Genomic DNA, 14,031 nt, shown 5'->3' with positions numbered 1-14,031 from the left:
ATCAACAAATGTGAACGCCGAATCAACAAATGCGATCGCCGAATCAACAAATGTGAACGCCGAATCAACAAATGCGATCGCCGAATCAACAAATGTGAACGCCGAATCAACAAATGCGATCGCCGAATCAACAAATGCGATCGCCGAATCAACAAATGCGATCGCCGAATCAACAAATGCGATCGCCGAATCAACAAATGCGAACCCTAAATCAACAAATGCGAACCCTAAATCAACAAATGCGTAGGCGTAGCCAGCCGCAGGCATCGCCAAAATAACATTAGAAAGGGGAAACTAAAACATTTAATTCCCTCCCCAATACATACGGGGAGGGTTAGGGAGGGGTAATTCAATAACCTGCGTGTACAACGTAGGCGACTCAGAGAGGGACAGACTTGAAAAAGAGCAAGCCTTAACCCAAGTGTATTGAGACAGACTTGAACTAAAGTTCAACACAGGGAGAGATTCGTCGAACTAACGAGGGTAAGGGTTATTGAAGGTTTCCCAAGCAGCAGTAGCCGCCTTTTGCAGGCGAAAGCTGAAGTCTACTAAGTCTTTCATCATTAAGTGCCAGTTTCTCTCAGCTTCATCCTGAATTATCGCCCAAGAGTCTTGTAAGCGATCGCGTTCTATCAGTTTCCTGTCTTCAATTAATTCCCGTGCTTGTCGCACAGCTTTCAAATAGGTTTCACGCGTGAGAGTACCTGCTGACTCTGCTTGGCTGCGTCTTTCTAGTGCCTCAATCAGCGCTTTAGTTTCGCGCTTCACTTCATCACTTGCGCCAGCCATTTCGGTTTCTACTAATTCGTCGGTTTGAGGACTAATTTCTACAATTACTATAGATTCGGTAGATTCAATTACTGTGGTTTCAAAGGATTCGATATTGTTAGCAGTCATAGTTAAAACATCCTTAATTACAATGTTTACTTTCGGATGAAAACTGCACCCTATAACGATAATCATTAGTCATGAGTGATTTAACAAATGACTCATGACAAAAATTTAATAAGCTTTTGTTGGTAGTTGTTGCTCTAATTTAAGCAATGCTGCAACTCGCACCTCTGTAGCAGGGTGACTGGAGAACAAGTTACCTAGAAACTGTCCAGAGATGGAATTGATAATTAATAACGGTTCAAATGCTGGATTAGCATTTAAAGGCATCTGCCTTGCTGAGGCTTCTAAGCGTTGTAATGCCCTGGCTAAAGCACGGGGATTACCAGTTAATTTAGCAGAACCTGCATCAGCAGAGAATTCTCGTGTGCGCGAAATTGCTAGCTGAATAATTGTCGCAGCCACTGGCGCAAGCATTACTGTTAACAAAACTCCCAAAGGATTTGCCCCTCTGTTGTCATCTCGTGAACCACCGCCAAACCACAAGCTGTAACTCACCATTTGCGCTATGAATGAGATAGCACCAGCGACAGTAGCAGCAACAGCTTGTGTGAGGGTGTCACGATTAATAATGTGGGTAAGTTCGTGGGCGATAACGCCTTCGAGTTCGTCATCTGGCAATATATTCAAAATGCCTTCGGTGACAGCAACAGCAGCGTTTTCTGGATCGCGTCCTGTAGCGAAGGCGTTAGCACCTTGGCTTGGAACGATGTAAACTCTGGGCATGGGAATGTTAGCGCGATCGCTTAATCTCTGCACCATCCGATAAAGTCCTGGTGCTTCCCTTTCACTCACAGGCTGGGCGCGGTATACTGCCAGCGCAATCTTATCTGATTGATACCATGAAAACAAGTTTGTTACTGCTGCCAAGCCAATTCCAATGATCAAGCCACTACTACCGCCAATTACCCAGTAACTAATTGCGATCAAAAGACCACTTAGTGCAGCTAGCAAAGCAGCCGTTTTCAATTGATTTGTCATATTTTTGCTCTCCTGCTAATGCTGTGGAAATTTTCTAGAAAACAGCATTACTTAAGCTACATTTTGATTCTATCCAGCTAAACTTAGATATATGGTACAGAAAACCTATCAGAGAAGTACGGTTTTCCTACTTAACTTTTATAAATACTAATTTAGTTGTTTTTGATAGTTGTTCTATTGGTAAATAAAAGTATTTTAATCGATAAAAAAGACATCTATCTATAGTAGTAAATTGTTTATCCAGGCATAAATTACAAGTGCGATGCCTACAGTGGGCTACGCCTACGCCATTAGGGATTTCTAAGAAATAAGTTATCTAAAAAACGTAAACGCGCAGTGGCTTGCCGCAGGCTACCGCAGGTACAGAAAAAATAATTAACCACAGATGAACACAGATACAAAGTAAGACACAGCAATGCCGTGTCCCTCATTAAATGAGAATCGCTATATACAGGTTTTGAGTTTATTCCTTGTGCTTCATACATCTGTTAGCAAAAATGGTATCCTTGATTTAAATAGAACTTACGCAGTAACCCTCTGAAAGTTTTATTGCTTTGTGTCCTTCTCTACGAGACGCTGCGCGAATGCGTTCTTTGCTGTTCGTTTTTTCATAATTTTGCATAAGTTCTGTTAAACTTAAATCAATGGCGATGGAGCTCGCCGAAACCGCCTTTTCAGTCCCAGAAATGATCACTGAAAGGCTGATAGCTCCTACTTTCTCCGCTGCCTGCGGGAGAGTAGGGCTTGACTAAATGCATTACCTGACTCCCCTGTAGAAAGTGTAAGTCTACAAATCGCACCTCAAGGAGTCATGGTATGAAACACTTTCGTCAATTTGAACCGTTTATTGCATTACCACACCTAATTAAATGGTTGCCTATTTCCGTTGTGGTTGGTATTCTTGCTGGAACAGCTTCTGCGGCTCTTTTAGCATCATTAGAATGGGCAACTGATTGGCGAGAATCACATCGCTGGATTATCGCTTTACTGCCCCTTGGTGGCTTCTTGAGTGGTTGGATTTATCATCAATTCGGTCGGACTGTAGAAGCTGGAAATAATCTTTTACTTGAAGAAATCCATAAACCTAAAAATATTATTCCCTTTCGGATGGCTCCTCTTGTTTTGCTAGGAACAGACCTTACACATTTATTTGGAGGTTCAGCCGGTCGTGAAGGTACAGCATTGCAAATGGGTGCTTCTTTAGCAGACCAGCTAACTAAAATATTACATTTTAAAGGAGCCAATCGGCGAATTTTATTAACAGCAGGTATCAGTGGGGGATTTGCTTCAGTTTTTGGTACTCCCTTAGCTGGAACCGTATTTGGTCTAGAAGTTTTAGCGATTGGTAAAATTAATTACGACGCTCTTTTCCCTTCTTTCATTGCTGCGATCGTTGGGAATCAAGTAACCTTACTATTGGGTTTGCATCATACCGCATACCGACATGCTCCCTCTATACCGACGCTCACAATTTGGGGATTGATTACTGCCATTATTGCAGGTGCAATCTTTGGAATTGTAGCGAGATTCTTTGCTCAAGTAACTCACAAAATTAGTCACTTCTTTAAAGCAAAGATATCTTATCCTCCAATGCGTCCTTTAATAGGCGGTGCGATCATCGCAGCAATTGTTGGGTTAAGTGGTACAACTAAATATATTGGACTTGGTATCCCTACTATCGTTGATTCTTTCTCCACTCAGCTACCTCCTTGGGATTTTGCAGCAAAATTTGGTCTGACTGCTCTAACTTTAGGAGCAGGTTTTAAGGGAGGAGAAGTGACACCTTTATTTTTTATTGGTGCAACTTTAGGTAATGCTTTGTCGTTGCTTTTAGCATTACCTGCACCACTGTTAGCAGGAATGGGATTTGTGGGTGTGTTTGCAGGTGCAGCAAATACACCTTTAGCATCAACCTTAATGGGAATTGAATTATTTGGTCTGGAATCGGGAGTATTTATTGGTATTGGCTGTGTAGTCAGCTATTTATTTTCAGGTCATTCTGGAATTTATACTTCACAGCGTATCGGATTGAGTAAGTACTCCTCTGTATATCTGGAAGAAGGACTGACTTTGGGTACTTATGGACAACCAAAAGTTAAGCCGAAAATTGATTTACCTGATGATGGCTAAGAAGGCGGAAGTAATTCTCAGGAATAATTTATTGATGCAATTAATGGATAGTTGGAAAAGTGCGTAGTTTACCGCCGTAGGCATCGCATAGTCAAAGTAGTCATGTATGCACGATAACCGTTATGCTTAACTTATATATTTGTAAAATGCTCACAAATATGGTGTTTTGGATAAAAATTTACTATGCTCATAGAGTTTAGTATTGGTAATTACCGATCCTTTAAAGATAAAGTCACTTTTAGTATGGTAGCTGCCAATATTGTTGCCAAGGAAAAAGAACTTGATGATAATAATGTTTTTACAGTAGATGATGACCTCAAATTACTCAAGAGGGCTGTAATTTATGGTGCTAATGCCAGTGGTAAAAGTAATCTTTCAAAAGCTTTTAGCTTTATGAAGTGGTTTATGATCAATTCCTCTAAAGAGACTCAAAGTACAGAAAAAATAGGAGTTGAACCGTTTGAGCTAAGTACAGAAACTGAAGCACAACCATCTTTTTTTGAACTTGTTTTTCTCTTAGATGGTACAAAGTATAGATATGGGTTTCAAGCTAATCAAAAAAGGGTTATTTCCGAGTGGCTATTTTACGTTCCTAAGACAAACCAAACTCGTCTTTTTGAGCGAGTTTATGACGGAAACTCACGTAAGATAAAATATCTATCTAAAGCATTCAAAGGTGAGGATATTTATCCAAAAACTAGAAGCAATGCACTTTTTCTATCAGTAGCTGCTCAATTCAACGTTGAAATAGCTGAGAGAATACTAGATTGGCTCACAAAACAAGTGAATATAGTTTCAGGTTTAGACGATCAAGATCATTTGAGTTATACACTAAACTCTTTAGCAGAAAATAATGATAATAAATCAGAAATTATTCAGTTAATTAAAAAATTAGATTTAGGTATTGAACAAATCAGAATTAAGGGAGCTTCAATTAAGACTGGGCATAAAAAACTTAATAAGCAAGGCAATTATGTTTCTATGAGATTTTTTGATTTAGATAGTCAAGAGTCGGAAGGAACTCAAAAAATAATTTCTATTGCTGGACTTTTAATAGATACTCTTAAATATGGCAAAATTTTAATATTTGACGAATTTGATGCGAGACTTCACCCACTAATCAGTAAAGTAATTGTTGAATTATTTAACTCCAAAAATATAAATTATAATAATGCACAACTAATATTTATGACTGATGACACCAATTTGCTCAGTAATAAACTCTTTCGCAGAGATCAGATTTGGTTTACTGAGAAAAATAAATATGGTGCTACAGATTTATATTCATTAGTTGAATATAAAATACAGAAGGATGCCTCTTTTGAAAGTGACTATATCAAAGGCAGATATGGTGCTATTCCATTTATTGGTGACTTAAGTCAACTTCTTGGTGAGCCTGATGCCTAGAAACCGTGGCTATGCTGATAGAAAAGTTGAAACAAGAGAACTTAGACAAATATTTTTAATTATTTGTGAAGGTGAAAAAACTGAGCCAAATTACTTCAAAAGCTTTCGCGTTTCCACGACTGTCAAGAAAATTGATGTTAGAGGATTTGGATACAATCCAAGTAAACTAGTACAAGAAGCGAAAAAATTAAAGGTTCAAGAAGATTACGATCAAGTTTGGTGCGTATTTGATAGGGATGACTGGCCTAAACAAGATTTTAATAATGCTATTGCGAACGCTGAAAAAGAAGGATTTAAAGTTGCTTACTCTAATGAAGCTTTTGAATTATGGTATGTATTGCATTTTGAATTTTTAAATACTGGACTTCCTCGCAAAGATTACATCGATAAGTTAGAGAAAAAGGAATTACTTGGACACCAATATAAAAAAATAGTGCAACAATCTATGAGGAAATAGAAAGTCGGCAATCTACTGCCATCAAACACGCTAAAAGTCTTCTCAAGCAATATAACCCTTCTAATCCAGTAAATGATAACCCTTCAACAACAGTACATCTTTTAGTTGAGGAGCTAAACAAGTTTATTCGATAATGCTTATCTTTGAGATTACATTAATTATTTTTTACATCATCCAGTACCTATTTTATTTACTAAATCATCGCTTCCAATTCTTCCAAAGCTTGAAAACTTCCTACTTGCCAACTACGTTCCACAGCAGCAGGGATAATCTGAGTAATAGCTATATCCTCAAAATTAGGACTGGTATTAGATTTTATGTATTTCCCATCTCTGAGCAAATAAATAGAAAGACTCCCGCTATCGTAAACCCATAATTCTGGGACTCCAATCGCTTGATAAGCATCAAGAGTAGTTTTTGATGTCACATCAGTCTCAATCGCTAAATCTGGCGGTGGATCATCAGGTTGCAAGCGGCGATGACCAATCATTCGTTGATAATTTTGAATATAAAAGCAAGCATCAGGTTCAACTCCTGCTACACCTTGCCGTTTAAAAGTGGTGGAACCAAAAGGTTGATATCTGATATCTTTAGCCTTCAACAATATTTTGACAATATCAGAAATTAAATCTTTGGGAATTTCATGTTCTGGTAAAGGAGCCATAATTTCTAAACTACCCTGGCTATAGACAATTCGTGTAGTTCTTTTTTCTCCCATTTCTTCTAAAATAGATTCAAATTCTTCCCAGCTAACATCAGGAATTGTCACCGTGCTACCAGGTGCTAACTGCATCCGGCTAACAGGTTTGAAAACGGGGATAGCAGCAGTCACGTCGCTTCGCTCCAATTCAAAATTCAAAATTCAAAATTCAAAATCTATTAGGTTGCGGTGGATAATATAGCCCACCGTAACCTTTAGACTAATAGATTGAGTTTAACAAAAGCGATCGCCTACACCTTAAACTTCTCGGTAATCCGCTTCATCGCCTCTTCCACATTCTCCCGACTGTTAAACGCCGAAATGCGGAAGTAACCCTCACCCGCAGCACCGAAGCCAGAACCGGGTGTTCCGACAACGTTGACAGTTTGTAGCAACTTATCAAAGAATTCCCAACTGGATAAACCATTAGGCGTTTTCACCCAGACATAAGGTGCATTCACGCCACCATAAACTGATAATCCGGCGGCTGTGAGTTTGTCGCGGATAATTTTGGCGTTTTCTAGATAGAAACTCACCAATCCCTTGATTTGTGCTTGTCCTTCTTCGGAGTAAACCGCTTCGGCTCCCCGTTGGACGATGTAAGAAACGCCATTAAATTTAGTGGACTGGCGACGATTCCAGAGTTTCCATAGTTCCACATCGGAACCATCAGCGGCTTTTCCTATGAGTGTCTTCGGTACCACGGTTAACGCGCAACGGGTTCCTGTAAAGCCTGCATTCTTGGAGAAGGAACGAAACTCGATCGCAACTTCCCTTGCACCTTCAATTTCATAAATTGAGTGGGGAATCGACGGATCGGTAATATAAGCTTCGTAGGCTGCATCAAAGAAAATAATCGAGTTATTAGCTTTGGCATAGTCTACCCATGCCTTTAAATATTCCTTGGTAGCAGTTGCGCCAGTGGGGTTATTAGGAAAGCAGAGATAAATTAAATCGACTTTTTTTGAGGGAATTTCGGCGGTGAAGTTGTTTTCAGCCGTAATCGGCAGATAGACTAAACCCTCAAATTCGCCTTTGTCGTTGGCATTCCCAGTATTTCCCACCATAACGTTAGTGTCTACATACACGGGATAAACAGGGTCAGTAACAGCGATGATGTTATCATGACCAAAGATTTCCAGAATATTGCCTGTGTCGCACTTGGAACCGTCAGAGATAAAGATTTCTGAAGCATCAATATCGGCTCCCCGTGCTTGAAAATCTTGAGTAGCTATTTTCTCCCGTAACCAAGCGTAGCCTTGCTCTGGGCCGTAGCCTTTGAAGGTATTGCGATCGCCCATTTCTTCCACAGCTTTAATCATAGCTGTGCGACAGGCTTCTGGCAGAGGTTCGGTAACATCACCAATGCCCAACCGGATCACCTTAGCATCAGAATTTGCTTCAGCAAAGGCATTCACCCGCCGAGCAATTTCTGGAAACAGATAACCCGCTTTCAGTTTCAGGTAGTTGTCGTTAATAGTTGCCATAGTAAATATGAAAAACGCCCTCAAACAGCTTACTGCTAATTTATAAGGGCGATAACTTTGTTGTGTTGTGGGGTGTGGGGAGATGAGGGAAATAACCAATGCTCAATTCCCTACAATCAACTAGACATTTACTGGCTGTTGATTATCGGCTGATGTATAACTGTTGTTATTATCAATTCTGAACTGCGTGAGTGATTCTTGACCTGTAATTAATCTTGCTCCACGATTACGGGTGAAATAGTTCCATGCCCACTGAATCATTACTACTAATTTGTTATTAAATTCAATTAAGAAGTAGATGTGAATCAATAGCCAAAACAGCCATGCAAAGAAACCTTTCAGCTTGATAAAGCCCAAATCTACCACAGCAGAATTGTGCCCAATCATCGCTAAACTACCGTGATCAACATAAGCAAAGGGTGACAAACTGTTACCTGTAAGCCGCTTTTGGACTAGCGCTGCTACATATTCACCTTGTTGCTTCGCTACAGGTGCAACACCAGGTAGGGGTTTACCATTTTGATGAGAAAAATTTGCTAAGTCGCCAATTACAAAAATATTAGGATGTCCCTTAATACTTAAGTCAGGTTCGACAATAACGCGTCCAACGCGATCGCATTCAACATCTGTGCGTTCTGCTAGCACTTTTCCCATTGCTGAAGCTTTCACACCTGCTGCCCATAATACTGTTTTTGAGGCAATCTCTTTAACTTCATCGCCTTGTTTGAGGGTAACAATATCATTTTCAATATTCGTTACCAGTGTTTTTGTCTGGACAATCACCCCCAGCCGTGTCAGGGATGCTTCCGCTTCTTGTGATAACTCTGGTGCAAAGGGTGGCAGAATCCGATCCAGACCTTCTAATAGTAAAATCCTAGCTTCCGATGTGTCGATGCTGCGGAAATCTTCTGTGAGAGTTTGATTTGCCAATTCTGCGATCGCACCCGCTAACTCTACACCAGTTGGGCCACCACCGACAATTACAAAGGTTAACCAAGCACGCCGTTTTTCTGGATCAGTTTCTTTTTCTGCGGCTTCAAACGCCGTAAATATCCGGCTACGCATTTCTATAGCATCTTCTACTGTTTTCAAGCCGGGCGCAAATTCTTCCCAGTTATCTTTGCCAAAGTAGGAATGCTTCGCACCTGTGGCAACAATTAACGTGTCGTAAGCTATTGCTTCGTCGCCCACAGTCACTTGTTTTGCTTCTGGATCAATATTATTCACCTCTCCCAGCAGCACTTTCGTATTCTTGCTCTTGCTGAGTACAGAACGTAACGGTGAAGAAATATCAGCAGGAGACAAAGCACCCGTAGCGACTTGGTATAGGAGGGGTTGAAATAGATGAAAGTTGCGTTTATCAATCAGAGTAACGTTTACTGCCGCCTTGGCTAGTGTTTTTGCCGCATACAGTCCACCAAAACCACCACCAACAATGATTACTTGATGAGGTGGATTATTGTCAAGTGAGTTTACCATAAGAAATATTATCCTGTGTTCCGACTATTGTAACTATTCTTAACAAACTTGTATCAAAATTGTCATCATATATTTTGTATTGTTTTTTACATTTAATTAAAGATTAAAGTAATCAAAACGACAGGATAAACAGAATTTTTCAAGATGGAGACTCAGGCAATAAGATTTGGCAATATTTGAATTAATTTTTACTTATGTAAATTTATCAAAGGTAGATGTATGATTTATGCAAGCTTACTCAGAACTAGTTGATTCTGGTGTTTGTGTTAAACGTGGTGAATGAGTTCGCCGCCAACGAGTAAAGCCATAGACAAGAGCAGCAAAAATTAACAAATAGGGACTGTAAACAATTAACCAAATACTCAGCTTAAGTAAGCCAACGGAAAATGCACTCAAAGAGTGGGTGGAGCTGTTCCAAGTTTCCTGAACTTGCAAACCAAAGGCAGGTTGGGGACTAGTGCTAGAAACTGCTGCTTCTAGGTTTAGCGTAATAGTGGAATAAGCAACCTGATTTTGTAAGCTTTTGAGTTGGGCATCAATTTGTTCTATCGTTTCTCGGACATTACTCAGTTCTTGGGCAACACTAAGCACATCTCTAACAGAACCTGCCCGATCCATGATTTTTTGCAAATTGGCTTCAGTTTTCTGCAAATTGGTTAATCTAGCTTGGAAATCCACCAGGCGATCGCCTACATCTTCCGCAGTGATATTACGACTCTCAACAGTGCCCAATTTAGCTAGTTGTTCTAATGTAGATTCCAGCAGATTCTCTGGTATCCGCAATTGTATTGTTGCTGTGTAACGCGGGTTGTCGTTTTTGGGTTGTTGTTGTTTCAACCCGATTAAATCCCCTTGCTGTTTATTGATAATTTGCGAAACGGCATCAATAGTCTGATCTACAGAGTTGACAGTTAAAGACATTGCTGCCTTTTTAATCAGTTGAGGACGAGAACGGGCTATTGGTGCAGCTTCCGCCTTTTGGGAAAGACTGCTTTCATTAGCAGGTGCAGTTGCTTGATTTGCCCTGCCATCGGCTGCAATTGGAGGTGCAGCCTTATTTGCCGTCTGTTCGGAAGAGGCGCAACTGGTGAAAATCACCCCTCCCAATAACGCACTTATAAATAAAGCAGATGTGCGCGGTAATTTCGTCGAAGCGTACATAATCTACCCCCAGATGGATGAAGTTAACCCCAGTATTGCTCACGTACAACTCAAAACCTGTATTGTTGCGATTTCTGTAACAGAGATGAAGAGGGCTGAGTTTGGTAAAGTAAATCCCCATCCGTAACGTAATTACGAATTACGAATTGTTAATGGCTCATAGTTCCGTGGTTACTCAATTTGAGGTATACTCAAAAGCCTGCAAATTAATGACGACGCTTGCTGACAGGAGATGCTTCTATGGCCCGGATGTATTATGACGAAGATGCCAATTTAGACCTTTTGGCTGGAAAAACCATTGCTATTATCGGCTATGGTTCGCAAGGTCATGCCCACGCTCTCAATTTAAAAGATAGTGGTTTGAATGTGATTGTGGGATTATATCCGGGTAGTAAGTCAGTAGAAAAAGCTGAAGCAGCTGGGTTAACTGTGAAGAATGTTGCAGATGCTGCCAATGCTGCTGACTTCATCATGATTTTGTTACCTGATGAAGTCCAAAAAACGATTTACAAAAACGAGATTGAACCCAATTTAGAAGAAGGGAATGTGTTAGCTTTTGCCCACGGTTTCAATATTCACTTTGGGCAAATTGTACCACCAGCTAACGTAGATGTGGTGATGATAGCACCCAAAGGGCCGGGGCATATAGTCCGGCGGACTTATGAACAGGGTGAAGGTGTACCAGCGCTATTTGCAGTTTATCAAGATGCTAGTGGTCAGGGACGCGATCGCGCGATGGCTTATGCTAAAGGTATCGGTGGTAGCCGCGCTGGTGTTCTCGAAACTACTTTCCGCGAAGAAACCGAAACTGATTTATTTGGCGAACAAGCAGTATTGTGCGGTGGTTTGAGTGCTTTAATCAAAGCCGGATTTGAAACTTTGGTAGAAGCTGGTTATCAACCAGAATTGGCTTATTTTGAATGTCTGCATGAAGTCAAGCTGATTGTTGACTTGGTTGTGGAAGGCGGTTTAGCTAAAATGCGCGACAGCATTTCTAACACAGCTGAATATGGCGATTATACCCGTGGACCGCGGATTGTCACCGAACAAACCAAAGCTGAAATGCAGAAGATTCTCAGCGAAATTCAATCTGGACAATTTGCACGGGAATTTGTTCTGGAAAACCAAGCTGGTAAACCAGGATTTACCGCTTTGCGTCGCAAAGAAGCTGAACACAAAATTGAGGAAGTTGGTAAAGATTTACGCGCTATGTTTAGCTGGTTGAAAAAAGCTTAAGCAAAAGTAAGTCGAAGGACTAAATCATTCGTGAAAAGTTAGATCCCCGACAACTTTTACGAAGTCGGGGATCTGGACACCGCAAATTTTCACAAATCACATAGGATTGCTTCTATCTAATAAGGTTTCATAAATTACCACCTCATTGTTCCGGCACTACCTTTAAATGGTTCGACAATATCAGCAGTAATCCATCCTCCGTAAAAATCACCAGGTTGAGACATAACTAACTCATCATTTACATAGCAAGCATCCATTAAACTAGGGTAAAATACCATTACAAATCACCCGAATTGATTTGTTGCTATCTTCTAAACGAGCCGGACGGGGATAATTCCAAACTGATTCTTGACCGGGTTGTGGTAGAATATGATTTGGTTTCATTCTCAATAATCTCCTTTTAAATCTTGAGCAATTCTAAAACCGGCGTGTTGATAAAAGTAGGGACGAAACCAGTTGCGATAGGTTGGTAATGCCATTGCACCATTAGTAGCCCAAGAACCGCCGAGCATCATCTGATGTTTATCATCAAAAAAGGGTGCTGCTTGATCTTCGTAAAGCGGATGAGGTTCAAATCCTGGTAGGGCGTTGAAAGTGTCCCCTAGCCATTCCCAGACATTTCCTCTGAGATCATAAAGCCCACAAGCGCTATTAGCTGGTTTGAACATTCCCACTGGGCTGGGGGAAATGAATTGTAAGTTGAGATTAGAGTTAGTTGATAAGTGGTTATCCTCACAGGTAAGTAAAGCTCGATTCCATTCAGCTTCACTCATCAAGCGGATTTCTGAGCCTTGAGAACGACAAAATGCGATCACTTCGTAGTAATTGACTTCCACAGGCCAGTCTAGGGGTAAGTCTATTTCGTCGAACGTGGCTCGATAACGGTAGCCATCCTGCAAGGGTATCCAGAATTTGGGATGTTGGACATTGTAGAGTTGCTTCCAATCCCAAGATTCAGCATTCCAGTAGTCTGGATTGTTGTAACCACCAGCTTGAACAAATTTCAGATATTCTCCGTTAGTGATTAGATATTGACTAGCTAAAAATGGTTTTACTTCAACAGTGCGATCGCCATATTCGCTATCCCAACCGAATGTAAGATCATCCTTGGGTTTTCCTAGTTTCACCACACCACCGGAAATTGAGCGCATTTCATTGTTGGGAATATTCCCCTTGCTAGGTGCATAATTCCAGCCTTGGGGACGTTTTAGGCAATTAGTAGGCAATTGACGCACCAGCATTGAAGAGGTTTCAAAGTGAATGCGACTATGTTCTATTCCCATCAGCAAAGCCCAAAAAGGATGCTGTTGATGAATCGGGAGATCCAGAGAAGTATTTTGGATCACCTTTGTAATAGCTTCTCGTGCCTTGTCCCGATATTGCCAAACTTTTTCTACATCAGGCCAGCTAACTCCTTTCATCGCTGCGTCGAGTTCTATCGGTGTTTCTGGATTAACTCCGATTTCAAATAGGGTTTCGTATTGGGAATTAATTCGAGCTTTGATTAAACCAACTCTAATTAACTTGTTGATGAAAAAAACAGCTGAGTGACCAAGATAAAAAATTAGACGGTTTCTTAAAGGATCAGGGTTAAAATAAAAAGTTTCTTCCCTGACCAAACTTTTCATGAGTGTTTCTTCAAGCTCCCAAGAATTTTGAAAGTAGTTGAGCAGGCTTTGTAAACTGCAATCATTAAGTGTGGGGACTTGAGTCGATGTCAGTTTATTTATCGTTGAAACTAAAGGCATGATATTTTTGACAGGAGATTAACTGCATAAGTTACATAAACTACAACTTATTACAAAAATAAGTGTTGTTTATCACATTTTTTCTTGTGTCGTCATGATCAGCCAATTTGTTCAATTTGTAAATAGACAAAGAATGTATTTTAAAATACTTAAACTACGGGTTGCTAGAATAATATCAATAATGAATTAGCGTTCAATTACTTATCTTAACTGAGTTTCAGATGATTTTTCTGGAGTGCAAACATAGCACTTCTCGTTTGTATGCAATACACTCTGACCTTTCTTCTAAAAGGAGAGAGGCTTTCCTCGTTCCCAGTTTCTGGCTGGGAATGTCTATTGTGAGGCTTTGCCTCC

At 40.4% G+C, this 14,031-nt stretch carries 12 protein-coding genes, 1 pseudogene and 1 riboswitch; of the genes and pseudogenes, 5 read left to right on the top strand and 8 right to left on the bottom strand.

Annotated elements, in window-relative coordinates; all coding sequences use genetic code 11:
* Window positions 1-247: hypothetical protein (locus tag V7K46_RS04115; RefSeq protein ID WP_335111298.1), on the top strand; the 247-nt coding region annotated here is incomplete at its 5' end.
* A gap of 227 nt (window positions 248-474) precedes the next feature.
* Here V7K46_RS04115 and V7K46_RS04110 read toward each other — a convergent pair.
* The gene (locus V7K46_RS04110) at window positions 475-897 is read right to left on the bottom strand and encodes a hypothetical protein (protein ID WP_335111296.1); all 423 of its coding nucleotides are present in this window, start codon (window positions 895-897) and stop codon (window positions 475-477) included.
* Between the two features lie 105 nt (window positions 898-1,002).
* Window positions 1,003-1,872: a zinc metalloprotease HtpX gene (locus tag V7K46_RS04105; RefSeq protein ID WP_335111294.1), complete on the bottom strand. Its 870-nt coding sequence runs from the start codon at window positions 1,870-1,872 to the stop codon at window positions 1,003-1,005.
* Window positions 1,873-2,509: 637 nt separating this feature from the next.
* Window positions 2,510-2,593, top strand: a riboswitch (Fluoride riboswitch).
* 95 nt (window positions 2,594-2,688) lie between these two features.
* On the opposite strand from V7K46_RS04105, the gene V7K46_RS04100 reads away from it, so the two are divergent.
* The 3 genes from V7K46_RS04100 to V7K46_RS04090 all read left to right on the top strand — a co-directional run bounded on the left by V7K46_RS04100 (window position 2,689) and on the right by V7K46_RS04090 (window position 5,866).
* Window positions 2,689-4,002, top strand: coding sequence for a voltage-gated chloride channel family protein (locus tag V7K46_RS04100; RefSeq protein ID WP_335111292.1), 1,314 nt, complete (start codon window positions 2,689-2,691; stop codon window positions 4,000-4,002).
* A gap of 243 nt (window positions 4,003-4,245) precedes the next feature.
* The gene (locus V7K46_RS04095; RefSeq protein ID WP_335111290.1) at window positions 4,246-5,409 is read left to right on the top strand and encodes an AAA family ATPase; all 1,164 of its coding nucleotides are present in this window, start codon (window positions 4,246-4,248) and stop codon (window positions 5,407-5,409) included.
* On the top strand, window positions 5,402-5,866 hold the full coding sequence (locus tag V7K46_RS04090) for an RloB family protein (RefSeq protein ID WP_335111288.1): 465 nt from the start codon (window positions 5,402-5,404) through the stop codon (window positions 5,864-5,866). The genes V7K46_RS04095 and V7K46_RS04090 overlap by 8 nt, the downstream gene beginning before the upstream one ends.
* A 193-nt stretch (window positions 5,867-6,059) precedes the next feature.
* Here V7K46_RS04090 and V7K46_RS04085 read toward each other — a convergent pair whose 3' ends face one another.
* From V7K46_RS04085 to V7K46_RS04070, 4 genes are all read right to left on the bottom strand, one after another.
* Window positions 6,060-6,698: a Uma2 family endonuclease gene (locus V7K46_RS04085; RefSeq protein ID WP_335111286.1), complete on the bottom strand. Its 639-nt coding sequence runs from the start codon at window positions 6,696-6,698 to the stop codon at window positions 6,060-6,062.
* A 119-nt stretch (window positions 6,699-6,817) separates the two neighbouring features.
* Window positions 6,818-8,053, bottom strand: coding sequence for an LL-diaminopimelate aminotransferase (locus V7K46_RS04080; protein ID WP_335111284.1), 1,236 nt, complete (start codon window positions 8,051-8,053; stop codon window positions 6,818-6,820).
* Window positions 8,054-8,173: 120 nt separating this feature from the next.
* Window positions 8,174-9,532 (bottom strand): NAD(P)/FAD-dependent oxidoreductase, encoded by a 1,359-nt coding sequence (locus V7K46_RS04075; RefSeq protein ID WP_335111282.1) that lies wholly within the window; start codon window positions 9,530-9,532, stop codon window positions 8,174-8,176.
* A 234-nt stretch (window positions 9,533-9,766) separates the two neighbouring features.
* Window positions 9,767-10,693: a DUF4349 domain-containing protein gene (locus V7K46_RS04070; protein ID WP_335111280.1), complete on the bottom strand. Its 927-nt coding sequence runs from the start codon at window positions 10,691-10,693 to the stop codon at window positions 9,767-9,769.
* 222 nt (window positions 10,694-10,915) lie between these two features.
* Between V7K46_RS04070 and ilvC the strand changes: the two genes are divergently transcribed.
* Complete coding sequence (gene ilvC, locus V7K46_RS04065; protein ID WP_335111319.1) at window positions 10,916-11,929, top strand: ketol-acid reductoisomerase; 1,014 nt, start codon at window positions 10,916-10,918, stop codon at window positions 11,927-11,929.
* Window positions 11,930-12,063: 134 nt separating this feature from the next.
* Here the strand turns inward: ilvC and V7K46_RS04060 are convergent.
* Both V7K46_RS04060 and ovoA read right to left on the bottom strand, forming a co-directional pair.
* Window positions 12,064-12,313, bottom strand: a pseudogene (locus V7K46_RS04060) (hypothetical protein).
* Between the two features lie 2 nt (window positions 12,314-12,315).
* Window positions 12,316-13,677 (bottom strand): 5-histidylcysteine sulfoxide synthase, encoded by a 1,362-nt coding sequence (gene ovoA, locus V7K46_RS04055; RefSeq protein ID WP_335111278.1) that lies wholly within the window; start codon window positions 13,675-13,677, stop codon window positions 12,316-12,318.
* Window positions 13,678-14,031 lie beyond the last annotated feature (354 nt).

The sequence above is a fragment of the Nostoc sp. genome (assembly GCF_036917395.1).
Taxonomy (GTDB): domain Bacteria; phylum Cyanobacteriota; class Cyanobacteriia; order Cyanobacteriales; family Nostocaceae; genus Nostoc.
This window is presented reverse-complemented; position numbering and strand designations above follow the sequence as displayed.

Coding starts and splice junctions, on each gene's coding strand:
- V7K46_RS04105 (WP_335111294.1), bottom strand. CDS start 1,872: ATGACAAATCAATTGAAAACGGCTGCTTTGCTAGCTGCACTAAGTGGT.
- V7K46_RS04080 (WP_335111284.1), bottom strand. CDS start 8,053: ATGGCAACTATTAACGACAACTACCTGAAACTGAAAGCGGGTTATCTG.
- V7K46_RS04075 (WP_335111282.1), bottom strand. CDS start 9,532: ATGGTAAACTCACTTGACAATAATCCACCTCATCAAGTAATCATTGTT.
- V7K46_RS04110 (WP_335111296.1), bottom strand. CDS start 897: ATGACTGCTAACAATATCGAATCCTTTGAAACCACAGTAATTGAATCT.
- V7K46_RS04090 (WP_335111288.1), top strand. CDS start 5,402: ATGCCTAGAAACCGTGGCTATGCTGATAGAAAAGTTGAAACAAGAGAA.
- ovoA (WP_335111278.1), bottom strand. CDS start 13,677: ATGCCTTTAGTTTCAACGATAAATAAACTGACATCGACTCAAGTCCCC.
- V7K46_RS04100 (WP_335111292.1), top strand. CDS start 2,689: ATGAAACACTTTCGTCAATTTGAACCGTTTATTGCATTACCACACCTA.
- V7K46_RS04070 (WP_335111280.1), bottom strand. CDS start 10,693: ATGTACGCTTCGACGAAATTACCGCGCACATCTGCTTTATTTATAAGT.
- V7K46_RS04095 (WP_335111290.1), top strand. CDS start 4,246: ATGGTAGCTGCCAATATTGTTGCCAAGGAAAAAGAACTTGATGATAAT.